This is a genomic window from Microvirga sp. KLBC 81, from assembly GCF_003075415.1.
Taxonomy (GTDB): domain Bacteria; phylum Pseudomonadota; class Alphaproteobacteria; order Rhizobiales; family Beijerinckiaceae; genus Microvirga.
In genome coordinates this window covers 13,060-35,441 of the sequence record NZ_QDAH01000048.1, presented here as the reverse complement: position 1 = coordinate 35,441, position 22,382 = coordinate 13,060, and the positions used below count along the sequence as shown (strand labels likewise).

Genomic DNA, 22,382 nt, shown 5'->3' with positions numbered 1-22,382 from the left:
CATGGCCGCGAACCTGACGGGCCAGGTGCGTAACATCGCTGAGGTGACGACCGCCGTCGCAATGGGTGATCTCTCCAAGAAGATTACCGTGGAGGTGCGCGGCGAGATCCTTGAGTTGAAGAACACCATCAACACGATGGTGGACCAGCTCAACTCCTTCGCTTCGGAAGTGACGCGCGTTGCGAAGGAGGTGGGTTCGGAAGGCAAGCTCGGTGGACAGGCCCAGGTCCGTGGCGTTGCCGGCACGTGGAAGGACCTCACCGATAATGTGAATATGATGGCGGCGAACCTCACCGGCCAGGTGCGTAACATCGCTGAAGTGACCACCGCCGTCGCCATGGGTGACCTGTCTAAAAAGATCACTGTAGCGGTCGAAGGTGAAATTCTTGAGCTGAAGAACACCATCAACACGATGGTGGACCAGCTCAATTCGTTCGCAGGCGAGGTGACCCGCGTGGCGCGCGAAGTGGGCACCGAGGGCAAGCTCGGCGGTCAGGCGCAGGTGCGTGGCGTCGGCGGCGTCTGGAAGGACCTCACCGACAACGTGAACCTCATGGCCGCCAACCTGACGGGCCAGGTTCGTAACATTGCTGAGGTGACCACCGCGGTTGCAAACGGTGACCTTTCGAAGAAGATCACTGTGGAGGTGCGCGGCGAGATCCTTGAGCTGAAGAACACCATCAACACCATGGTCGACCAGCTCAACTCCTTCGCCGGCGAGGTGACCCGCGTGGCGCGCGAGGTGGGTATCGAGGGTAAGCTCGGTGGACAGGCGCAGGTACGGGGTGTGGCCGGCACGTGGAAGGACCTCACCGACAACGTGAACATGATGGCGAATAACCTCACCGGTCAGGTGCGCGGTATCGCCAGCGTCGTGACTGCGGTCGCGGAGGGTGATCTCAAGCGCAAGCTCACCGTGGATGCCAAGGGTGAAATCGCAGCACTCGCTGAGACCATCAACGAGATGATCGACACGCTCGCCACATTTGCCGACCAGGTCACGAACGTGGCCCGCGAGGTGGGCGTCGAAGGAAAGCTCGGCGGCCAAGCGAGAGTGCCGGGTGCAGCCGGATTGTGGCGTGACCTCACCGACAACGTGAACCAGCTCGCCGCGAACCTCACAACGCAGGTGCGCGCTATTGCGGACGTGGCGACCGCCGTGACGAAGGGCGACCTGACCCGGTCGATTTCGGTGGAGGCCTCCGGCGAGCTTGCCTCGCTCAAGGACAACGTCAACGAGATGATCCGCAACTTGCGCGACACGACGCTCAAGAATGCGGAGCAGGATTGGCTCAAAACCAACCTCGCCAAGTTCACCCGCATGCTGCAAGGCGAGCGCGATCTCACCACCGTGTCCAACATGATCCTGTCAGAGATCGCTCCGCTGGTGAATGCGCAGCACGGTGTATTCTATACAGTCGACACAGATGGTAGCGAGCCGATACTCGAACTCATTGCCTCCTATGCTTTCACGGAGCGCAAGCATCTCAATAATCGCTTCCGCTTGAAGGAAGGCCTCGTCGGGCAGGTCGCCTATGAGAAGAAGCGTATTCTCATCACCAATGCGCCGGGCGACTACATCGCCATCAGCTCTGCACTGGGTGAGGCTCCGCCGCTCAACATCATCGTTCTGCCGGTGCTGTTCGAACAGGAGGTGAAGGCTGTCATTGAGCTCGCTTCGTTCAGCCGCTTCTCGGAGACGCATCAGTCGTTCCTTGATCAGTTGACCGAGTCGATCGGTATCGTTCTCAACACCATTGCCGCCAACATGCGGACGGAAGGCCTGCTCAAGCAATCGCAGCTTCTCACGATTGAGCTGCAAAGCCAGCAGGAGGAGTTGAAGAACACGAATGACCGTCTGGAGCAGCAGGCGGCGACCCTCCGTCAGTCGGAGGAGCTTCTGCGCCAGCAGCAGGAAGCACTTCAGAAGTCAAATGAGGAGCTTGAGGACAAGGCACGCCTGCTTGAACTGCAGAAGCAGGAGGTTGAGGCCAAGAACCGTGAGGTTTCCGTCGCCAAGACCGCGCTGGAAGAGAAAGCCGAGCAGCTGTCGCTGACCTCGCGCTACAAGTCCCAGTTCCTAGCCAATATGAGCCATGAGCTGCGTACACCGCTGAACTCGCTCCTGATCCTGTCGAAGCTTCTCACTGAGAATCCTGAAGGTAATCTCAGTGAGAAGCAGAAGGAGTTCGCCAAGACGATCCATGCGGCGGGCTCGGACCTGCTTGCCCTGATCAACGACATCCTCGACCTGTCGAAGATCGAGTCTGGCACGGTGAGCCTTGAAGTCACGAACGTAGGTTTCAAGGATCTCGTCAATCATATGGATCGCACCTTCCGCCAGATCGCGGAGGAGCGGAGGCTCGACTTCCATATCGATGTGGATCCGAAGCTGCCGCCTATGATCAGGACGGACTCGAAGCGGTTGCAGCAAGTCCTGCGCAACCTTCTGTCCAATGCCTTTAAGTTCACCGAAAAAGGTGGCGTGAAACTGCAGATCGGTTCAGCTGAAGGTTCGCCTCTGCGGGCCGGCAGTCAGTGGATCTCGATCTCCGTCACGGATACCGGCATCGGTATTCCAGAGGACAAGCAGCGCATCATCTTCGAGGCGTTCCAGCAGGCGGATGGCACGACGAGCCGCAAATACGGCGGTACGGGTCTCGGTCTGTCGATCAGCCGCGAAATTGCACGTCTGCTTGGTGGCGAGATCGTGGTGTCGAGCGCTCCGGGACAGGGCTCGAAGTTCACCCTGTTCCTGCCGCTGGAGCCGCCTGCGAACCACGGCGTTCAAACGTTCACCTCGAGCCCGCGTCCTAACGGAAGCGGGGCGACCGGTACTGCAGAAGACACCACGTCCGCCATCCTGCGTCAGCCATCGGCACCCATGGCGCTCTCAGCTTCCCTTGATGACAGGCATGCCATCGTATCTGGCGACCGAGTCGTTCTGATCATTGAGGACGATGCGATGTTCGCATCGGTGCTCCTTGAGCTTGCACGCGAGCAGGGCTTCAAGGGACTGATCGCTATGGATGGTGCTTCGGCTCTTGCCCTAGCTCATCGATATAAGCCGCACGCGATCACGCTGGACATCGGCCTGCCTGATATGGATGGCTGGGCGTTGCTTGATCTTCTCAAGCACGATCCGAGGACGCGCCACGTGCCGATACACGTGATTTCGGTGGATGATCAAAAGAAGCGCGGTCTAAAGGCAGGCGCCTTCGGCTTCCTCGAGAAGCCAGTCGACCGGGAATCCCTGATGATGGCGCTGAACCGCACCAAGGATTTCATTGATCGACCGGTCAAGAAGCTGATCCTCGTCGAGGACGATGATAGCCAAAGGATGAGCATCTCCGAACTTATGAAAGGCGAGGAGGTAGATGTCACTGCCGTTGCTACGGCAGAGGAGGCCCTTGAGACCATCCAGGCACGCAAGTTCGACTGTGCGGTGGTGGATCTCGGCTTGCCAGATCTGCCGGGTGCGGAACTCATTGAACGCATCCGCAAGACCAAGGGCGGCGAGGATCTTCCGATTGTCATCTATACCGGACAGGATCTGAGCCGTGCGGAAGAGCGCCGTCTGGAGCAGATCGCCGCAACGGTGATCCTCAAGGGTGAGGGCTCATCCGAGCGGCTTCTCAATGATACGGCCTTGTTCCTGCATCGCTCGATTAGTGCAATCCCGGAGGAGAGCCAGATTATTGTAGAGCCCAAGGGAGAATCGATGCTCGAAGGCCGGAAGGTGCTGATCATCGATGATGATATGCGCAACATCTTTTCGCTGACGAGCGCTCTCGAGCAATATGGCCTCAGCGTCATCTTTGCGGAGAATGGTCTTGAGGGTATCGAGAAGCTGAGGGAGACGCCGGATGTGGATATTGCCCTTGTCGATATCATGATGCCGGAGATGGACGGTTACGAGACGATGCAGGAAATCCGTAAGGATCCTCGCTATCGGAATCTTCCGCTTATCGCTGTCACGGCGAAGGCCATGAAGGGCGACAGAGAAAAGTGTCTGGAAGCGGGCGCCACTGATTATGTCTCGAAACCTGTGGACATCGATCAACTTCTCGCAGTCTTGCGCGTTCAACTGAGTCGAAGCACCTATGTGCCTGAGGGGAAGACACACTCCAATGGTGCAGCAGAGACCGGTCTGAGGACATGATAAAACATATCGGACAGCGCGGGCCGGAACTCGACCTGAAGCCTCAGGTTCTGGCGCGCGCCACGTCCAATCCGGTTCCAGCAAAGATTCTGGTGGTCGACGATGACCCCCGGAATCTTGTTGCTGTCGAGGAAATTCTCCGGGCGCCCGGCATCGAAATCGTCACGGCGGATTGTGGCGAGGCCGCCTTGCGACATGTTCTGAAGCATGACTTTGCGGTCATCCTTCTCGACGTGCAGATGCCTCGGCTCGACGGTTATGAGGTTGCGGGACTCATCCGCAACCGGTCTCGCTCGTCGCGTGTTCCCATCCTGTTCCTGACCGCCTTCAACAAGGACGACATGCATGTCTTCCGCGGGTACTCGGCAGGCGCGGTGGATTATGTGTTCAAGCCCATCGAACCGCTGATCCTAAGGTCGAAGGTCGATGTGTTCGTGGATCTTTATCGCAAGACGGAGGAGATCCGCCGACAGGGTGAGGAGGAGCGCCGCCTTCTCATGGAGAACCTGCGGGTCCGGAGCGAGAAGCTCAAGACCGAGCAGGCTCTACGGCGCCGTGAGGAGCATCAGTCCATCGTCCTGGAGTCGCTGCCGATCGCGCTCTACACCGCATCGGTGCAGGAGGATCACCGGCAACTCCACTTCACGAACGAGAGTATTGAGCGGATCACTGGCTTCCCGCCCAAGGCGTTCCTCCAATCGCCGGATTTCTGGTCGTCCCGTCTGCATCCCGATGATCGGGAGAGAGTTCTCACGCAACTTCAAGAACTGACCGACCAAGGCGCCGTCACGCTGGAGTACCGCTGGACCTGTGCCGATGGGACGGAGCGGTTCTTCCTCGATCAGACGATGCTCATGCGTGATGACGAAGGACGTCCGCGTGAGTTCTTCGGCATGTGGTTCGACATCACAGAACGCAAACAGATGGAGCAGAACCTGCTCCATGCCAGCAAGCTTGAAGCCGTGGGGCGCCTGACGGGTGGAATTGCGCACGACTTCAACAACATGCTGAGTGTCGTCATCGGCAATCTCGATCTGTTGCAGAAAGCCATCAAAGGCAATGCGAAGGCGGAGACGCGCGTCAGGATGGCGATGGAAGGTGCTCAACGATGTGCTGATCTCACGCACAGGCTTCTTGCCTTCTCTCGCCGTCAACCGCTGCAGGTCTCCGTGATCGATGTCGGCGCTTTGATGCCGGGATTGTTGGAACTGATGCGTCGGACTCTGGGCGAGCGCATCAATGTCAGCCTTGATGTGGCTAACGATGTATATCCGATCGAAGTCGACCGGGCGCAACTCGAGGCAGCACTCCTTAACCTTGCCGTCAATGCGCGCGATGCCATGCCGGAAGGGGGCGATCTATCGATCTCCGTTGGTACGCAAGCCTTGGACGATGGTAAGGTCGAGAACCCTGGCGATTATGTCGTGATTTCGGTCAGAGACACAGGAATCGGCATGTCGCCCGAGGTTCTCCAACGAGTGTTCGAGCCGTTCTTCACGACGAAGGAGAGCGGCAAAGGCACAGGTCTTGGCCTCAGCATGGTTTACGGATTTGTTCAGCAATCCCACGGTCATGTGGAAATCGACAGTGCGCCCAATCAGGGAACGACGATCCGCATCTTCCTGCCGCGAGCTGATGGAGTGGCTGAGAGCCTTAACGAGAAGCAGACGGTTTTCGCAAAGCCGTTTGGCGAGGGGCAGACCGTTCTGGTGGTTGAGGACAACCCTGCGGTCCGTCAGGTTGCAATCTCAACCTTGCATTCGCTCGGTTTCGACGTTGTCGAGGCGGAAACTGGCGATGAGGCTGCTCAGGTGTTGAAAACGAATGATCACGTTCGTCTTGTTCTTTCTGACGTTCGCATGCCGGGCGGTCTGAGCGGGATTGACCTTGCTCGCTTTATCAAGAGCGAAAAGCCGGGCGTCCACGTTCTTCTGACGACCGGCTATGTGGATAGCGAAGAAATGATCGAGGACGTTGAGCTGCTCTACAAACCTTATCGCGCCACGGATCTCGCTGAGAAGATCCAAGCTCTGCTGGAGAAGGCGAAGCCGCTAGCGAGGAATGTTGTCCCCATGTTGGCTGCCGCTTCCGCTTGAGAGCGTATTTGCTACGAGCCGATCATGTGAATAGTTCGACTTGCTGTTCTTTGGCCTTCCCCAGCCGTGCAGGATCTGTGAAAGGATCGGCGCGAGAAGGCGTGCGATGAGTGACACCGCAGATATCGTTTTCCTGGATTTTGAAGCGTCCTCGCTGGGGAAGGAAGGATACCCGATCGAAGTCGCTTGGGTATTCGTGTCCGGAGCGGAGGAGAGCCATCTGATCAAGCCAGCTCCCTCATGGACGGATTGGGACCCTGCATCAGAGGCGACGCACCATCTCACACGAGAGCAATTGATCACTGAGGGAACGCCACACGATCAAGTGGCCAGGCGCATGCTGGACGTTCTTTCAGGCCATGCGCTTTATGCCACGGCTCCCTCCTGGGATGGGCAATGGCTCAGCAGGCTGCTGAGAGGCGCTGGGCTGCCACGGCATGCCTTGCGGTTGCAGGATACCGATGTCGCACATGAGAGAGCGATCACTCGGATCTTGCAGGAAGCGAGTGTGCCGGAGAGCGAGCTGGCGAGGCTTGCGAAGGAAATACTTGTACAAGCACGTCAGAAAGACGAAGCGGAAGGTGAGCCTGCTCACCGTGCTCTCGCAGACGCCAAGCGAGAATTACGCGTGTGGCGTGATGTGCAAAGACGCGCTGAAGAATGCGCGAAAAGCCTCAAGCAGAAGGCCTGAGGCTCGCTGATAAATTGATATGAGGTCGATCAGGCTTCGAGGCGCTCGAGAGCGGCCTTGTTGCGCAGGACGATGGAGCGACGGTGGGCCGGCAGCTCGATAATGCCCTGGCGCTCGAGCTGCGTGAGCGAGCGCGAGACGGTTTCGATGGTAAGGCCCAGATGATCGGCGATGTCGATGCGCGACATGGGAAGATCGACATGGCTGTTTTCCGTGAGGCGCTCGGAGAGAACGAGCAGGAAGGTGGCGATCTTTTCCAGGGCATGCTTGCGGCCGAGCAGCAGCATATGATCCTGAGCCCGCTCCAGGGAGCGCATCATGGAGGCGATCACCTGATTGGCGAAGGCCTGATCACGTGAGGCCAGAACGTCCAGGCTGCAGCGTCGATAAGCGATGATGGTGGCGTCGCCGAGAGCTTCGGCGCTGAAGCGATGCTCATCGCCCGGTTCCAGGCCGAAGATATCGCCGGGAAGATGGAAGGCATCGATCTGGCGGCGGCCATCGCTCAGGAGTTTGAAGGTGCGCACGGCGCCGGAGACTACCTTGTAGAAGTAAGCGGCCCGGTCGCCCTCCACGAAGATCTCTTCGTCCTTAGTCACCGTGCGCGCGGTGCCGAGTTCAGGAGTGGTGCGGGGTGCCGGGGTGTTGCGCAGGAGCGCAACATTCGGGGCAGTCTGGGTGCTGAGTGAAGCGTGCGCGGTCTGCATCGGGGCTCTCGTCGTTGGTAAATGTCTGACTTGAGCTCAGGGTTAACCTGACGCAGCGGAGGGTGAAATTCAGATGCTCTCCTAAGGAATATCCCGGAGGTGGCCTGAAATGGTCAGGCTGGAGTGCTCAGTGCCCCGCGAATGCTGTCGAGAAAAGTGCTGTCTTCCAGTGGCTTTTCAATAACTTGACGGAATCCGGAATAGGCTGCGCGCCTGCGCATATCGTCCGTTGCCCGGGCGGTGATCAAGATGGCGGGGAGCTTCACCGAGCGCCGGCGGAGCTTGTCCATCAGCTCGACCCCATTCATGAACGGCATGTAGTAATCGACAATCAGGCAGCCATTGGCCGGCAGCTCCGGCTCCGCAAGCAGTTCGGCGCCACTTTCGTAGACGCGCACGTTCATCCCCTCGAGTTCGAGGGCGAACTTCAATGATTGTCGAACGGCGGCATCATCATCCACGACGATGACCGGCCCTGGTGTCATGGACATGATGAGGTCCTAATAGGTCCCTGGCTCTAGGGTCACACGGGAACCTAATCCAACTAAGGGACTGAGGGCTTGATATGGGTCAAGCCCCTGCCTTCTGACACTTCAGGAATATCCCTTAAGGGGTCTCTCCGCTTCCTCCCGGACGAATACCGACGAGAAGGGCCATGCGTACGAGCTCTGAGAGGCTGGAGGCCTGCATCTTCGTCATCACGTTGGCCCGGTAGATTTCGACTGTGCGGGGGCTGATGCCGAGATCGTACGCGATCACCTTGTTAGCCTTGCCGGCGACGAGCCCTTCGAGAACCTGGCTCTCCCGTTCCGACAGCGCCTGAACCCGCGCCTTTACTTCGGCAGTCTGCGCATCGTGATGTGCATGCTTTTCATGGTGCTTCAGCGCTGCACGGACGGCGGCCAGGAAGAGGTCGTCGTCGAAGGGTTTCTCAATGAAATCGAGGGCGCCTTCCTTCATGGCTTGGACCGCAAGCGGCACATCCGCATGGCCTGTCATCACGATAACCGGCAGCGTGAAGCCTCGGCTTTTCAGACGGCGCAGGAACTCGATGCCGTCAATGCCGGGCATTCGCACGTCCGTGACGATGCAGCCATCGGGGGCGGTTTTCACGCTGTCCAGAAAGGCGGAGGCCGATTCATGGAGGCGCACCGGCAAACCGTCCGAGGCGAGCAGGAAGGACAGGGACTGGCGCACCGCCAGATCGTCGTCCACCACATGCACGATCGCTTCACTCGGCATTCGCTAACTCCTCCTGACTGACAGCACGCAACGTAAACCTGAACGTGGTTCCCCGACCAACTTCCGATTCGATCCAGATCTTCCCGCCATGGGATTCGACGATGGTTCGGCAGATCGACAGGCCCACGCCCATACCATGTTTCTTCGTCGTCACGAACGGCTGGAAGAGACGCTCCAAAACCTCGGACTCGATGCCGGTGCCCGTATCGGCAACGCTGACCTCGACCAACTCCTCCTTCGGCATGGATTGGGTGGCGATCACAAGTTCCCGGCGGGGAGAATCTTCCATGGCCTCTATAGCGTTGCGGATGAGGTTCAAAAGCACCTGCTGGATCTGAATGCGGTCTGCCAGCACCATGGGGGCCCCAGGGTCGAAGCGGTATGTGACACGCACGCCCTTTTCCCTGGCGCCGACAAGGGCGAGGGCGCTGGCCTCTTGGACCAGCTTGGGAAGGCTTTCGAGGTGACGTTCGCTCTCGCCGCGCGCCACGAACTCACGCAGGTGGCGGATAACTTGGCCTGCACGCAACGCTTGCTCGGCAGCCTGGTTCACAGCTCCCTCGAGCATCGGCACGTCCTGGCCTTCCATGCGCTGGAGGATGCGGCGGCAGCCCTTGAGATAGTTTGCAATGGCCGTGAGGGGCTGATTGATTTCGTGCGCCAGGGTCGAAGCCATTTCGCCGAGCGCGGTGAAGCGCGACATGTGCACGAGCTCCGACTGCAGCTCCTGCAGACGAGCTTCGGTCTTCTGCCGCTCGGTGAGGTCGCGGATGAAGCCAGTGAAATAGCGCTGGCCGCCCGAGCGCATCTCGCCGACCGCCAGCTCGATAGGGAAGGTGGAGCCGTCCTTGCTCTGCCCCACCACGACGCGGCCAATGCCAATGATCCGCCGCTCGCCCGTGGTGAGATAGCGATGCATGTAGCCGTCATGCTGTTCGCGATAGGGCTCCGGCATGAGGATCTTGATGTTCTCGCCGATGATCTCCTGGTCCTTGTAACCGAACAGGCGTTCGGCGGCCGCGCTGAAGAACTGGATGCGCGCCTGTTCGTCGATGACGATCATGGCGTCTGGCACCGTTTCCAGAATCGAGCGCAGATGCGCCTCACGGGTTCTCAAGGCCTCTTCGGCTGCCACGCGCTCGGTGATGTCGCGGGTCACCTTGGCGAACCCAAGAAGCTCGCCGGCCTCGTTCTTCAAAGTTGTGAGGCTGACATGGGCGATGAAGCTCGAGCCGTCCTTACGGATGCGCACGCCCTGTTCCTCGAACCGACCCGTTTCGCGGGCAATTTCGAGTGCTCTGTTAGCCTTGCCGTTCTTGAGGTCATCAGGCGTGTGAAAAATCGAGAAGTGACGCCCCAGGATGTCGTCCTTGCTCCATCCTCCTATGTGCTCGGCGCCCGTGTTCCAGCTGATGATCCGCCCCTCGGTGTCGAGCATGCAGATCGCATAGTCGGTTACGGCGTCGACCAGCAGTTGAAAGCTGATATCCTGTTGCGACAGAGTAGAGGGAGCAGAAGCCGAGGCAGTCACAGAAAACTCCAGTCGGGATGGCTCTCCACCGATTGACCCTGGTCAATCGGTGGAAAACGGTCACCGTTCCTATGGCGTTCCTAGCACAGGCATAGATGGCTTCCTACAGGCGTATAATGTCGCGATCGAATAGCGGCAGAGCGCCTAATTCACGAGACCGGCTGCCAAGGCACCGAGCAGCGCCGACCCGAGAAGGGCCCCATCATGGAGACCGAGGAGCCAGCGGGACGGCTCGCCTTCTTGATGGATCCAAAGGGTGGTGCCCATCGTCACGAGGGACCAGCCAATCCCGAGAAGTGCGGCTGTGACGTTGAAGGCCATCGTCGTGCCGGAGACCAGGAAAGCCATGGCTGCCACGGTAATCAGGATGCAACCCACAAGGGCGATCAGGACAGGCCGGACCGACTTGGGCAGTCCAGCCAGAGCCAGAGACGGAGCATACATGGCGATGACGTGCGAGGCGAGAGCTCCAGACACAGCTTCGCCGAGACCGCAACCCACCATCGCGACGGGGGTGGCCGCCATCAGAGCTGTCATGGCGAACCAGCCAAGCGCGCCAACGATGCTTGGCCACAGAATGCGTTGCCATCCCTGCAGGGGGGCGGCTTCGGCGTGCATTCGGCGAACCCGACGGTAGGGCAGTGCTGCCGTTGCAAGAAGTGATCCAACATGAGCGAGTGCTGCAGCCCCTGCCATACCTACGAGAGCATGCGGAACAGCCAGGCTTTCAGCGAAGGTCGCGACCATCGGCGCAAAGAGGCCCGCAAGGGTGGCTGCTCCAAAGACCAGGAGGATGGCGCCAGTTCCCTTCGCTCCGAGCGGGGCTGCCGCATGGCGATAGAACAGGCTGAAGCCGCTGGCGATGCCAAGCCAGAAGGCGCCTAACGCCAAGCCCGTGAACTGCCACTGCAACAGGGACCACGCCGTTAGCAAGCCTCCGGCGATACCGAGACCGGCACCAAGGGAAAAAGCGGCGCGACGACCAAAGGCATCGAGGAGAAGGGAGGCCGGCAGGCTGGCGAACGCCGCGCCAGCATAGAAGGCGGCATAGGGCAGGGTGGCCCAGGCTGCGTTCGGAGCAAGCGACAAGCCTGCGAGCGGAAGGATGGTGAGGGTGAGCACCTGCGAGAGCACGGATAGTGCGAACGCGACCGCAAGCAGCGCCGTTCCGCCGTAATCGGGCGTGCCGTCGGCAGCTTCGATCGGTTCGCAGAGGCAGTCGAGCCGCCCCGCCCGCGGCATGGCAGGTGATGTGCTCATGGTGCGATGTCGTCGTCCTTCAGCACGCGAATGGCCGCGCCTTCGACATCGTCATACTGGCCGTTCTTGAGCGACCACAGAAAGGCGGCGAGACCTGAAAGACCTAATAGTAGCGCCGTTGGCACGAGATAGATGAGGACTTCCATGGATCAGGCTCCCTGTAGGACCGGAGCGGCCGGTGCAGAATTGTCGGGCGAGAGTTCCTCGGACAAAGCCTTGGCCTTTGCGCCTCGCGCACGCAAAGCGTTCAGGGTCACGAGGCTTGACGAGCCGGACATGGCGAGTGCGGCAATGAGTGGCGTCACATAACCCATGAAGGCCAGCGGAACCGCGATCACGTTATAGGCGAGCGCGATCAGTAGGTTCTGGCGCATCAGCGTGCGTGCGCGGCGAGCGATGCTGAGAGCATCCAGAACAGGCGTGAGCTTGTCGCCGAGGAAGACCGCATCTGCATGGGCCTGGGTGATATCGGCAGCCGTGATCGGCGAGATTGAGACGTCCGCCGTGGCAAGGGCAGGTGCATCGTTGAGGCCATCGCCGACCATAAGCACTCTGCGGCCTTCAGCCTTGAGTGCTTCGATGGCCGCGATCTTCTCCGCGGGCTTCGCACCGCCGCGCCATTCACGGATGCCGAGAGCGGCTGCAATGGGAGCCACGGCTTCTGGGCGATCACCGGAGAGGATGCGGCAACCGATGCCGAGATCACGCAGAGCCTTCACCGTCGTCACGGCATCAGGACGCAAGGCCTGACGTACCAGCAGGATGGCGCGTTCATAGCCTCGGGCGAAGGCAATCATCGAGACATCCGCCTCTTTACCCACTGCCTCGGGCACAAGATCGGCGGCACCGCAGAAAGCGGGGCTTCCGAGTCGAAGCTCCACGCCATGCACAATGGCCTTCACGCCCTGGCCAGCTTCTTCCGTTGCCTCCTCGTAAGGACGGCGCTCCTTCGCCTCCTGCGCGACAGCGGCAGCGAGTGGGTGATGGCTCGAGAGAGCAAGTCGTGCCGCCTCCTCAAGAAGATCCGGGCGGATCAAAGAGGCATTGGCAACGCGCATCTCAGGCAGGGTCAGCGTGCCGGTCTTGTCGAACACGATGGTATCGGCGGAGGCCAGACGCTCCAGCGCATCGCCGGAGTTGAGGAAGACGTTCGAGCGGAACAGGGCGCCCGAGGCGACGACCTGCACGACAGGCACAGCGAGCGCCAATGCGCAGGGGCAGGTGATGATCAACACTGCAACGGCAGTGATGACGGCATCATGTACGGCGGCGCCGAGGGCGATCCAAACGATAGCTGTCAGGGCTGCCGTCAGATGCACCACCGGAGCGTAGGCGCGCGCCACTTTGTCCGCCAGTTGCACATAGCGGGACTTGGCTGCGGCAGCGGTTTCGAGAAGCCGCTCCACCTCATCGAGAAGTGTGCCTTTGCCTGCAGCTGTAACACGAAGGGTGAGCGCGCCGTCATAGTTCATGCTGCCGGCATAAACCGTGTCGCCGATTATAGCGGAACGCCGCACGGTTTCACCAGTCACGAGGCTCTCATCGAGTTCAGAACAGCCTGCAACAACGACGCCGTCGACGGCGATACGTTCACCGGGCCGTATGATGACGCGATCGCCAGGATTGAGGGCGGCCGTAGGCACGAGAACAGTCTCGCCCTTGTCGTCGAGGCGGTGCGCGACCTCTGCCTTGAGGGCGGCGAGATTGCCTGCCACCGAGCGGGTGCGGCGGCGCATGGCTTGATCGAGGTAGCGGCCGCAGAGCAAGAAAAAGAGCAGCATCACGACCGAGTCAAAATAGGTGTGCTCGGCGTGATTGATCGTCTCAACCACCGACATGGTGAGCGCCAGCAGAATGCCGATGGTGATCGGGACGTCCATGTTGGTGCGCTTCGCCCTCAGAGCGCCCATGGCGCTGCGGAAGAAGGGCTGGCCTGCATAGGCCACGGCAGGAAGCGCGATGAAGGCGGCAAGCCAGTGGAAGAAGTCGCGGGTTTCCGGAGTGATGTCGGTCACGTTGCCCGACCAGACGGAGACCGCAAGCAGCATGATGTTCATGGAGGCGAAGCCCGCCACCGCCAAGCATTTCAGGAGCCATTGGGAGCGGCGCGTTTCCTCTTCCTCGACGAGATGCGATCGATAAGGATGAGCCCGATAACCGAGGCGCTGCAGCTCTTCGACAACTGTGGAGGGCGCAATGGCTCCCTCCTGCCACTGCACCGCAAGACGGTGTGTAGTGTAGTTGAGGCGCGCGTCCAAGATGCCGTCGAGGCGGCACAGGCCACCCTCAATCTCGTCGATGCAGGCAGCGCAATCGATGCCCTCGATGGCAAGATCGAGATGCGCCGTTCCATCATCCTGACGCTTGACGAAGACTGAGAGATCGAGGATTTCCGCCATGATCTTATTCTTTTCCTTTAGAGCGAAATGCGGCTCTTGGAGCGGAAGACGGTTTCGCCGGAACGCTTCAAGCCAATCACCAGATCCCAGCTACCCTCTGGAAGCGAAGTGAGGCTCTGGAACTGGCCGGCGGTGGTTTCCACGAATTCGATCACAACATCGCGACGCTTGTCTGTCGGATGCGCGAGACGCACCTCGGCCGTGAGGCCGGAGAGGGCTTGCGCCTTCGCATCTCGTGCCGTGATGAGGATGCGGCTCGCGTCGCCGCGCTGGATGCTCGCATCCACCGCCCAATGGAGAGCATCCTGGGAGTGAGCCGCCGCCACGTCGTTCTTGAAGGTGAGACCGGCCTTGTAGGAGCTTTCCGTCTCAACGCCGCTGAAGCTGGAGACGGCGAAGCGGATCATTACGAAGTTCATGGCAAACACGATGCCGAAGAACGTGATGAAGTAGATCAGAACCGTGCGTCCGGTAATGACGCGGGGAGGGCGGCCAGCTGTTGTTGTGGACATAGAGGTATCCTCTTAAGGCGCCTTGAAGTGATCTTTCATCCGGCTTGTGTCGCCGGTCGCGAGATCGGTGAGAGTGAAGTGAATGTCGGTTGACGAGGGAACGTCCGAACCTTGCGAGCTGACAAGAGCGCGTGTTTCCAACGTCTGGTCTGGGCCGACCTTGACGATCGCGCGGCCCTGCTGGTCGATCTCGCCGCCGATGATATCGAGCTTCGCATTCAGCAAGCCATCCACCGTGAGAGCGTAGGTACGCTCATCCAGGTTCTTGTTGGCCACGCGGACGGTAAAGCCGTTGCGGATCGAGCCGTCGGACAGGCGCACGAAGAGCGGGTTGCGGTCGTGCATGACGCTCAGATAGATGCTCTGGCGCATCGCGAGCGAGCCGATCATGGTCGCGCCGACGACAGCGATGATGCCGGCATAGAAGAGCGTGCGCGGACGCACGATGCGACGCACTTCCGGACGGCCCTCCATGCGGGCCTTCACGTTCATGTCGGTATCATAGGTGATCAGATTCAGCGGACGGTTGATCTTCTCCATCACGGAATTGCAAGCATCGATGCACAGGCCGCACTGAATGCAGTCGAGCTGCAAGCCTTTGCGAATGTCGACGCCAGTGGGGCAGACATTGACGCACTGGTTGCAGTCGATGCAGTCGCCTGCCGGCAGACCTTGAAGCTTCAGGGCCTCGTTCTTCTTCATCGAGCCGCGCGGCTCACCACGATCGTAGCGATAGGTGACGTTCAGTGCATATTCATCGGTGAGAGCGGCTTGGATGCGAGGCCAGGGGCACATATAGGTGCAGACCTGCTCACGCATGAAGCCAGCGAGCGTGTAGGTGGTGAAGGTGAGAATGCCGATCCAGACATAGGCGATCATCGGGGCCTGGAACGTGGCCAGCTCATAGACGAGAGTCGGCGCATCGGCGAAGTAGAGCACCCAGGCGCCGCCGGTCCACCAAGCGATCATCAACCAGATGAAGTGCTTCAGGCCCTTCTGAGCCGCCACTTTCAGAGCGAGCTTTTCCTTGTCCTTGCGCATCCGCTCGCGGCGGTCGCCTTCGATCCAGCGCTCGACGGCATAGAACAGGTCGGTCCAGACCGTCTGCGGGCAGAGATAGCCGCACCAGACGCGGCCAGCGACGGCGTTCATGAGGAAGAGGGTCAGGGCCGCCAAAACCAGGAGGCCTGTGATGTAATAGAATTCCTGTGGCCAGATCTCGATAAAAAAGAAATAGAAGCGGCCATTCGCGAGATCGACCAGAACGGCTTGATCGGGCGCGTTGGGGCCGCGGTCCCAGCGGATGAAGGGAACGAGATAATAGATGCCCAGCGTGACAAGCAGCACGACCCATTTGATCGTGCGGAAGCGGCCTTTCACGGTCTGCGGATAGATCTGCTTGCGCGGCGCATAAAGCGGGGCGTCGTCGGCCGCTGCGGTCGCAAGGGAAGGGGAAACAGGAGCGTCAGCCATCGAATCCGTCGCGGGTTCTCGATCAGGAGTGGCTCTGGGATAGGCTGCGAGGCGGGAAGCCGCCTTGATTTGAGTCAAGCCGGCGGCCGGGGAGAGGCCCCCGGCCACCGTGTTACGCTTGAGCTGAGGCGCATTGAAGCAGCTTAACGGTTCTGATCGCCCCCAAGAGAGTGGACGTAGAGGGTCAGAGCCTTGATGGTCGTGTCATCGAGGCGGCCGTGCCAAGTCGGCATCACGCCGCCGCGGCCGTTGTTGAGGCCTTCCATAATGGTGACCTTGTCGGAGCCGAACAGCCAGATCTTATCCGTGAGGTTCGGGGCACCCATCTCCTGCATGCCTTGACCCTTGTCGCCATGGCAGGATGCGCAGTTGTCGGCGAAGATCTTGGCTCCGGCTGCGATGTCGACGCCCTTCTCCACAGGCAGTCCCGACAGGGAGCGCACATAATCCGCCACCTGCGAGACTTCCTCGCGCTTGAGCAGGCCGTCACGGCCGAAGGCAGGCATGCTGCCGGTATGACCCTGGTCGCTGGTGGAGCGAGCGCCGTGCAGGATCGTCTGCTGGATCTGCTCCAGCGATCCACCCCACAGCCAATCGTCGTCGTTCAGGTTCGGGTAGCCCTTGGCGCCGCCGCCGCCTGCACCATGGCAGGGTGCGCAGTTGTCGCCGAATGACGCCTTGCCCTGAGCGCGAGCGAATGCGAACAACTCAGGCGTCTTCTTGATGTCCTCGAGCGAGGCAGTCGCGAGCTTCGCCGTCATGCCCGAACGCTGATCCTTGAGGGCTGCGAGCTCGACCTCGACAGCATCGCGGGACTGCCAGCCGAGCATGCCCTTGGTGTAGGATGAGACCATCGGCCAGGCCGGATAGGCGATGCAGTAAGCAATCGCCCACACAATGGTGAAGTAGAAGGTCCACAACCACCAGCGCGGCAGCGGATTGTTGAGCTCCTGGATGTTGTCCCAGCTATGCCCGGTTGTGGTCACGCCGGTGATGGCATCGACCTGTTTGTGAGTTTCATGGGCCATAGGATCAATCCTCCTGGAGAGGCATGCGGGCGGCCGCGTCGAAGCGATCCTTCCGCGAGGGAGCGAGGGCGTAGACCAGCACCACCAAGAAGACGGCGACGAAGTATAACAACCCCCAGGTCTGGGCGAATTCTGCGAAGAACTTGTATGCGGCTGGCATGATCGTTCGTCCTCAGCGCACGTTGGCCTTGTTGTCGTAGAGCTTGAAGTCGACCTGCGTGCCGAGCATCTGCAGATAGGCAATCAGGGCATCCGCTTCAGTGACTTTCTGCGGGTTGCCGTCGAAATTGCGCGACTGAGCGTTCGGGTAGCGCTTGGCGAGATCGACAGCATTCGGATCGTCGGCATTAGCCTGGATACGAACGTCGCTTTCGGCCTTCTTCAGCATCTCCTCGTCATAGGGCACGCCAAGCAGAGCCTGGACTTTCATGTCCTCGGCAATGGCCGCCATATCGAGCTCGTTCTTCTCAAGCCAGGGATAGCTCGGCATGATCGAACCGGGCACGACGGCGCGGGGATCCTTCAGGTGGTCGCGGTGCCAGTCGTCGGAGTACTTGTTGCCGACGCGGGCGAGGTCCGGACCGGTGCGCTTGGAGCCCCACTGGAAGGGACGATCGTACATGCTTTCTGCAGCGAGAGAGTAGTGGCCGTAGCGTTCCACCTCGTCGCGCAGCGGACGCACCATCTGGCTGTGGCAGTTGTAGCAGCCTTCACGCACATAGATGTTGCGGCCGGCGAGTTCGAGCGGGGTGTAGGGCCGAATGCCCTCCACCTTCTCGATGGTGCTCTTCAGGTAGAAGAGCGGCACGATTTCCACGAGACCACCGATGGAGATGACGATCAGCACACCGATGATGAGGATGATCGAGTTGGTCTCGAAGATCTTATGACGGGACCAGAGTGACATGATCTTTTCCTTTACTCCGCGGCGACGAGCGCGGGCTGGGCCGGAAGGGCTTCTTCCTCGACAGCTTCAGCCGTGGTGATCGTCTTCCAGACGTTCCACGCCATGATCACGCTGCCGGCCACGAAGAGAGCGCCGCCGAGTGCACGGATGATGTAGAAGGGATGCATCGCTTCGACGGTCTCGATGAACGAGTACTCAAGGAAGCCGAGGCCGGTGTAGGCGCGCCACATGAGGCCCTGCAGGATGCCCGCAACCCACATCGACGAGATGTACAGCACGATGCCCAAGGTGGAGATCCAGAAGTGCCAGGAGACGGCCTTCATGGAGTAGAGCTCTTTCTTGTTCCACAACCACGGAACGAGGCAGTAGATCGCGCCGAAGGATACGTAGGCCACCCAGCCGAGAGCGCCGGAGTGAACGTGGCCAATGGTCCAGTCAGTGTAGTGCGAGAGGGAGTTCACGGCCTTCACCGACATGAGTGGGCCTTCGAAGGTCGACATGCCGTAGAAGGCGACCGACACGACCATCAGGCGCAGCACGGGATCCGTGCGGAGCTTGTCCCAGGCACCCGAGAGGGTCATGAGACCGTTGATCATGCCGCCCCAGGAGGGCATCCACAGCATGACCGAGAAGACCATGCCCAGCGTTTGTGCCCAGTCGGGCAGAGCGGTGTAGTGGAGGTGGTGCGGGCCAGCCCAGATGTACATGAAGATCAGGGCCCAGAAGTGGATGATGGAGAGGCGATAGGAATAGACCGGCCGCTCAGCCCGCTTCGGGATGAAGTAGTACATGATGGCTAGGAAGCCTGCGGTCAGGAAGAAGCCCACAGCGTTGTGGCCATACCACCACTGAACGAGAGCATCCTGCACGCCCGACCACACGATGTAGCTCTTTGGCGAGAAGATCGAGACGGGAACCGTCGCGTTGTTGCCGAGGTGCAGAACGGCGATGGTCAGAATGAAGGCGAGATAGAACCAGTTCGCCACATAGATGTGGGGCTCCTTGCGGCGCATCACCGTGCCGAGGAAGACCAGGAAGTAGGCAACCCAGACCACGGTGAGCCACAGGTCGGCATACCACTCCGGCTCAGCGTATTCCTTGCCCTGCGTGATGCCGAGCAGGTAACCCGTGCCTGCGATCACGATGAAGAAGTTGTAGCCGAGAACCACAAACCAGGGCGCGATTTCGCCGACAAGCCGTGCGCGGCAGGTGCGCTGGACCACGTACAGCGAGGATGCGATCAGCACGTTGCCGCCGAAGGCGAAGATCACCGCGGAGGTGTGCAAAGGCCGCATGCGCCCGAACGACAGCCAGGAGGTGTCGAAGTTCAGTGCCGGGAAGGCCAGCTGAGTCGCGATCAAAAGACCGATGGTGAAACCCGCGATGCCCCAGAAGACAGAGGCGATGGTCGCAAACCTCACGGGGCCCATGTTGTAGTTGGGCTTGCCGTTGATCGTCTGCGCCGGCAGAGTGGCAGGCCGCTCGTAGTAGTGATTGACGATCGCAAACACAGCCGCGACGCTCGCGGCCGCGAAGAGATAAGCGTGGAAGGCGTATTCAGGCGTATAGGCCTTCGCCGCGATGATAATGCTCAGGAGAGCCAGAGCTGCGAAAGCAAGAGCGGAACCTGCTTCGCCAATGGTCATTCCTTTAGGAGATGTTGCCGTTTGAGCCATAGGTCTCGACCGTTCTAAAGTTTGGCGAGGCCCTGAGCTTCGCCATCAGTTTTCCTCACTAGGGGTGGGGTGGGGAAGGGGCATTGATGCAAATCAAACGGGGGCCTTCGCCCCGACCAATGCCCCACGAAAGGCTTAGACGGCGCGGGAATGCCGCGCGGCGCCGCTTTCGAGATAGCGGTCGAACGCCGCGCAGATGTTCCGAACCAGGAGGCGGCTGTCCTCGGGGATCTCGATGGACAGGCCATCGCGCTTTACAAGACCGTCGCGAGCCAGCTCGTCGATGACCGCAAGCTCGGCCGTGAAGTCGGGTTTCCTGCGATCGGAAGCGATTCGGTCGAGATCGACTGCGAAATCGCACATCAGGCGCTCGATGATGCTCCGGCGAAGGCGGTCATCGTCCGTCAGTGCCACGCCACGCGCAGTGGCGAGCCGCCCCTTGGTGATGGCCTCGCGATAGGCGACGGTGCTCGATGCGTTCTGAATGTAGCCCTGCGGCAGGGAGCCGATGGCCGAGGTTCCAAAGCCGATGAGGGCGCTTGCTTCATCGGTCGTGTAGCCCTGAAAGTTCCGGTGCAGACGTCCTTCGCGCTGGCGCACGACCATGGGATCAGATGGCTTAGCGAAGTGGTCGAGGCCGATCTGGACGTAACCCGCCTCAATGAGGGCTGCAGCCGCAGCAGTGTTCTGCTCGACGCGTTGGATGGCGTCCGGCATGGCCTCCTCCGGCAGGAGCGCCTGATGGCGCTTCATCCACGGCACATGGGCATAACCGAAGAGGGCGATGCGGTCCGGGTCGAGCCGCAGGGCCTGTTGAATGGTGCGGAGCACGCTATCGGTGGTCTGGTAGGGCAGACCATACATCAGGTCGAGGTTCAGGCCTGTCACTCCGGCATGACGCAGCCAAGTTGCCACCTTGGCCGTCTGTTCGAAGGATTGGATACGATTGATGGTCTTCTGAACCTTGGGATCAAAGTCCTGGACGCCCAAGCTCGCCCGGTTCAGACCCGAGGCGGCGAGCGCCTCCACACCCTCCAGGGTGAGGGTACGCGGATCGATTTCGACTGCGATCTCGGCTGTCGGGCGGATGCCGAAGGAACGCTCCAGGAGGCCCATGATGCGCCTGAGATCGTCGCCAGACAGGATCGTCGGCGTGCCGCCGCCCCAATGGATATGGGTGACACCCATACGGCTCGGCAGATGCTGGGCCACGAGTTCTATCTCGCGTTCCAAAAGCTCCACATAAGACGCAACCGGGCTGTAGGTACGGGCAACTGTGGTGTGGCAGCCGCAATAGAGACACAGCTCGGCGCAGAATGGGACGTGCAGATAGAGCGAGAGCGCGGTCTGGGGTGAGAGTTCCGAGAGCCACTTCGCATAGGTTGCGGAATCCACATCCGGCTTGAAATGTGGAGCGGTGGGGTAGCTCGTATAGCGTGGGACGCGCTGATCGTAGCGGGCAATGAGTTCTGGTGTCATGCCAGCTCTTTGCTTTGTTCCGAGGCAAGCAGCCTTGATTTAGGTCAAGCCCTTGTGTGCGCTCCCTTTCTTGGCATGCGGGGCGCATGGGTTGAAGGTCCGGTTTTTTCCGCCATCTTGATTGTATGGAATCGTCTTCCTCTGGGCCTGGCTTCTCAGGTCGGGACAGGCGGGGTTAAGGAGTGTTCCGATGCAGTCACCGGACGAATGGCAGATCCCGCCCGAGTTCCAGCCTGATCAGGATGCACTCGCATATGATCTCCCAGAGGCCCTGAACTCCGTCGTCTCGCTTGGGGCCCGGGTGCCTGAGGACGCCTTCACGGCTGAAACCCTCGGGACCGAACGGGCCGGGCAAGGCGTCGTCATCCGGTCAGATGGCTTGGTGGTAACCATTGGATACCTGATCGCGGAAGCCGAGGAGGTTTGGCTCACCACCAACAAGGGCCGCACGGTCGAGGCGCACGTGATCGCCTATGATTATGACAGCGGCTTCGGCTTGGTTCAGGCTCTCGCGCCGCTCGGGGTGCCGGTGATGGCGCTGGGCGATTCCAGGCGCCTCTCTCCGGGGGATCAGGTGGTCATGGGCGGCAGCGGCGGGCGCACCCATTCGCTCGCGGCCCAGGTGGTCGCCTGCCAGGAATTCGCAGGCTATTGGGAATACCTCATCGACAATGCCATCTTCACGGTTCCGGCCCATCCCAATTGGGGCGGCACGGCCCTGATCGGCTCGCGCGGGGATCTCGTCGGCATCGGCTCGCTTCAGCTCCAGCATCAGGCTCAGGGCGGTGCCATCGTGCCCTTGAACATGAGCGTGCCCATCGATCTGCTGAAGCCGATCCTCGACGATCTGCTGACCCTGGGCTGCGTCGGCCGGCCGCCGAAGCCGTGGCTCGGCTTCTATGCCTCGGAAACGGAAGAGGATCAGATCTCGATCATCGGCCTTGCTGGCGACGCTCCGGCACAGCGTGCCGGGTTGCGTCCCGGAGACAATGTTCATGCCGTCGCAGGCCAGGCCGTCACATCGCTTGCCGAATTCTATCGCGCCATCTGGGCTCTGGGGCCTGCGGGCGTGGATGTCCCGCTGACACTGGAACGTGAGGGCGATACCTTCGACGTGACGATCCGATCCGCCGACCGAGGACGCTTCATGAAAACGCCACGCCTGCAATAGCTTGCAGCAAAAGATTCGAGCCGATCCTCGAGAGGCGCAGCCTCCGCC

At 60.4% G+C, this 22,382-nt stretch carries 18 protein-coding genes; 4 read left to right on the top strand and 14 right to left on the bottom strand.

Annotated elements, in window-relative coordinates; all coding sequences use genetic code 11:
* Position 1 precedes the first annotated feature (1 nt).
* From DC522_RS23035 to DC522_RS23025, 3 genes are all read left to right on the top strand, one after another.
* Positions 2–4,162, top strand: coding sequence for a response regulator (locus DC522_RS23035; RefSeq protein WP_371680282.1), 4,161 nt, complete (start codon positions 2–4; stop codon positions 4,160–4,162).
* The gene (locus DC522_RS23030) at positions 4,159–6,258 is read left to right on the top strand and encodes a response regulator (protein WP_116530953.1); all 2,100 of its coding nucleotides are present in this window, start codon (positions 4,159–4,161) and stop codon (positions 6,256–6,258) included. The genes DC522_RS23035 and DC522_RS23030 overlap by 4 nt, the downstream gene beginning before the upstream one ends.
* Before the next feature lie 106 nt (positions 6,259–6,364).
* Positions 6,365–6,949, top strand: a complete 585-nt coding sequence (locus DC522_RS23025) for a transcriptional regulator (RefSeq protein ID WP_116530952.1) — start codon at positions 6,365–6,367, stop codon at positions 6,947–6,949.
* Positions 6,950–6,978: 29 nt separating this feature from the next.
* On the opposite strand, the gene DC522_RS23020 is transcribed toward DC522_RS23025, so the two are convergent.
* From DC522_RS23020 to hemN, 14 genes are all read right to left on the bottom strand, one after another.
* Positions 6,979–7,656, bottom strand: coding sequence for a helix-turn-helix domain-containing protein (locus tag DC522_RS23020; RefSeq protein ID WP_116530951.1), 678 nt, complete (start codon positions 7,654–7,656; stop codon positions 6,979–6,981).
* A 113-nt stretch (positions 7,657–7,769) separates the two neighbouring features.
* Positions 7,770–8,147, bottom strand: coding sequence for a response regulator transcription factor (locus DC522_RS23015; protein ID WP_116530950.1), 378 nt, complete (start codon positions 8,145–8,147; stop codon positions 7,770–7,772).
* 115 nt (positions 8,148–8,262) lie between these two features.
* Positions 8,263–8,898 carry a response regulator FixJ gene (gene fixJ / locus DC522_RS23010; RefSeq protein WP_116530949.1) on the bottom strand — a complete coding sequence of 212 codons (636 nt, stop codon included), beginning with the start codon at positions 8,896–8,898 and terminating at the stop codon, positions 8,263–8,265.
* Complete coding sequence (locus tag DC522_RS23005; RefSeq protein ID WP_256369897.1) at positions 8,888–10,429, bottom strand: PAS domain S-box protein; 1,542 nt, start codon at positions 10,427–10,429, stop codon at positions 8,888–8,890. The genes fixJ and DC522_RS23005 overlap by 11 nt, the downstream gene beginning before the upstream one ends.
* A gap of 144 nt (positions 10,430–10,573) precedes the next feature.
* On the bottom strand, positions 10,574–11,689 hold the full coding sequence (locus DC522_RS23000; RefSeq protein WP_133239349.1) for an MFS transporter: 1,116 nt from the start codon (positions 11,687–11,689) through the stop codon (positions 10,574–10,576).
* Complete coding sequence (gene ccoS, locus DC522_RS22995) at positions 11,686–11,835, bottom strand: cbb3-type cytochrome oxidase assembly protein CcoS (protein WP_116530947.1); 150 nt, start codon at positions 11,833–11,835, stop codon at positions 11,686–11,688. The genes DC522_RS23000 and ccoS overlap by 4 nt, the downstream gene beginning before the upstream one ends.
* A gap of 3 nt (positions 11,836–11,838) precedes the next feature.
* Positions 11,839–14,088 (bottom strand): heavy metal translocating P-type ATPase, encoded by a 2,250-nt coding sequence (locus DC522_RS22990; RefSeq protein WP_116530946.1) that lies wholly within the window; start codon positions 14,086–14,088, stop codon positions 11,839–11,841.
* Positions 14,089–14,105: 17 nt separating this feature from the next.
* On the bottom strand, positions 14,106–14,600 hold the full coding sequence (locus DC522_RS22985) for a FixH family protein (protein ID WP_116530945.1): 495 nt from the start codon (positions 14,598–14,600) through the stop codon (positions 14,106–14,108).
* Positions 14,601–14,612: 12 nt separating this feature from the next.
* A complete protein-coding gene (gene ccoG, locus DC522_RS22980; RefSeq protein WP_116530944.1) occupies positions 14,613–16,073 on the bottom strand; it encodes a cytochrome c oxidase accessory protein CcoG in 1,461 nt (486 codons plus the stop codon).
* Positions 16,074–16,216: 143 nt separating this feature from the next.
* Positions 16,217–17,101 (bottom strand): cytochrome-c oxidase, cbb3-type subunit III, encoded by an 885-nt coding sequence (ccoP, locus tag DC522_RS22975; protein ID WP_116530943.1) that lies wholly within the window; start codon positions 17,099–17,101, stop codon positions 16,217–16,219.
* Between the two features lie 4 nt (positions 17,102–17,105).
* Entirely contained in the window at positions 17,106–17,261 is a 156-nt protein-coding gene (locus DC522_RS22970; protein ID WP_047190402.1) for a cbb3-type cytochrome c oxidase subunit 3, read from the bottom strand.
* 12 nt (positions 17,262–17,273) lie between these two features.
* A complete protein-coding gene (gene ccoO / locus DC522_RS22965) occupies positions 17,274–18,008 on the bottom strand; it encodes a cytochrome-c oxidase, cbb3-type subunit II (protein WP_116530942.1) in 735 nt (244 codons plus the stop codon).
* Between the two features lie 11 nt (positions 18,009–18,019).
* Complete coding sequence (gene ccoN, locus DC522_RS22960; protein ID WP_116530941.1) at positions 18,020–19,684, bottom strand: cytochrome-c oxidase, cbb3-type subunit I; 1,665 nt, start codon at positions 19,682–19,684, stop codon at positions 18,020–18,022.
* 135 nt (positions 19,685–19,819) lie between these two features.
* Positions 19,820–21,163, bottom strand: a complete 1,344-nt coding sequence (hemN, locus tag DC522_RS22955; protein ID WP_116530940.1) for an oxygen-independent coproporphyrinogen III oxidase — start codon at positions 21,161–21,163, stop codon at positions 19,820–19,822.
* 190 nt (positions 21,164–21,353) lie between these two features.
* Here hemN and DC522_RS22950 point away from each other — a divergent pair, with 190 nt between their 5' ends.
* On the top strand, positions 21,354–22,334 hold the full coding sequence (locus DC522_RS22950) for a S1C family serine protease (RefSeq protein WP_116530939.1): 981 nt from the start codon (positions 21,354–21,356) through the stop codon (positions 22,332–22,334).
* The last annotated feature ends 48 nt before the right edge of the window (positions 22,335–22,382 follow it).

Coding starts and splice junctions, on each gene's coding strand:
- DC522_RS22990 (WP_116530946.1), bottom strand. CDS start 14,088: ATGGCGGAAATCCTCGATCTCTCAGTCTTCGTCAAGCGTCAGGATGAT.
- ccoG (WP_116530944.1), bottom strand. CDS start 16,073: ATGGCTGACGCTCCTGTTTCCCCTTCCCTTGCGACCGCAGCGGCCGAC.
- DC522_RS22985 (WP_116530945.1), bottom strand. CDS start 14,600: ATGTCCACAACAACAGCTGGCCGCCCTCCCCGCGTCATTACCGGACGC.
- DC522_RS22950 (WP_116530939.1), top strand. CDS start 21,354: ATGCAGTCACCGGACGAATGGCAGATCCCGCCCGAGTTCCAGCCTGAT.
- ccoS (WP_116530947.1), bottom strand. CDS start 11,835: ATGGAAGTCCTCATCTATCTCGTGCCAACGGCGCTACTATTAGGTCTT.
- DC522_RS23030 (WP_116530953.1), top strand. CDS start 4,159: ATGATAAAACATATCGGACAGCGCGGGCCGGAACTCGACCTGAAGCCT.
- ccoP (WP_116530943.1), bottom strand. CDS start 17,101: ATGGCCCATGAAACTCACAAACAGGTCGATGCCATCACCGGCGTGACC.
- DC522_RS23000 (WP_133239349.1), bottom strand. CDS start 11,689: ATGAGCACATCACCTGCCATGCCGCGGGCGGGGCGGCTCGACTGCCTC.
- DC522_RS23035 (WP_371680282.1), top strand. CDS start 2: ATGGCCGCGAACCTGACGGGCCAGGTGCGTAACATCGCTGAGGTGACG.
- ccoN (WP_116530941.1), bottom strand. CDS start 19,684: ATGGCTCAAACGGCAACATCTCCTAAAGGAATGACCATTGGCGAAGCA.
- hemN (WP_116530940.1), bottom strand. CDS start 21,163: ATGACACCAGAACTCATTGCCCGCTACGATCAGCGCGTCCCACGCTAT.
- ccoO (WP_116530942.1), bottom strand. CDS start 18,008: ATGTCACTCTGGTCCCGTCATAAGATCTTCGAGACCAACTCGATCATC.
- DC522_RS22970 (WP_047190402.1), bottom strand. CDS start 17,261: ATGCCAGCCGCATACAAGTTCTTCGCAGAATTCGCCCAGACCTGGGGG.
- DC522_RS23025 (WP_116530952.1), top strand. CDS start 6,365: ATGAGTGACACCGCAGATATCGTTTTCCTGGATTTTGAAGCGTCCTCG.
- DC522_RS23020 (WP_116530951.1), bottom strand. CDS start 7,656: ATGCAGACCGCGCACGCTTCACTCAGCACCCAGACTGCCCCGAATGTT.
- DC522_RS23015 (WP_116530950.1), bottom strand. CDS start 8,147: ATGTCCATGACACCAGGGCCGGTCATCGTCGTGGATGATGATGCCGCC.
- fixJ (WP_116530949.1), bottom strand. CDS start 8,898: ATGCCGAGTGAAGCGATCGTGCATGTGGTGGACGACGATCTGGCGGTG.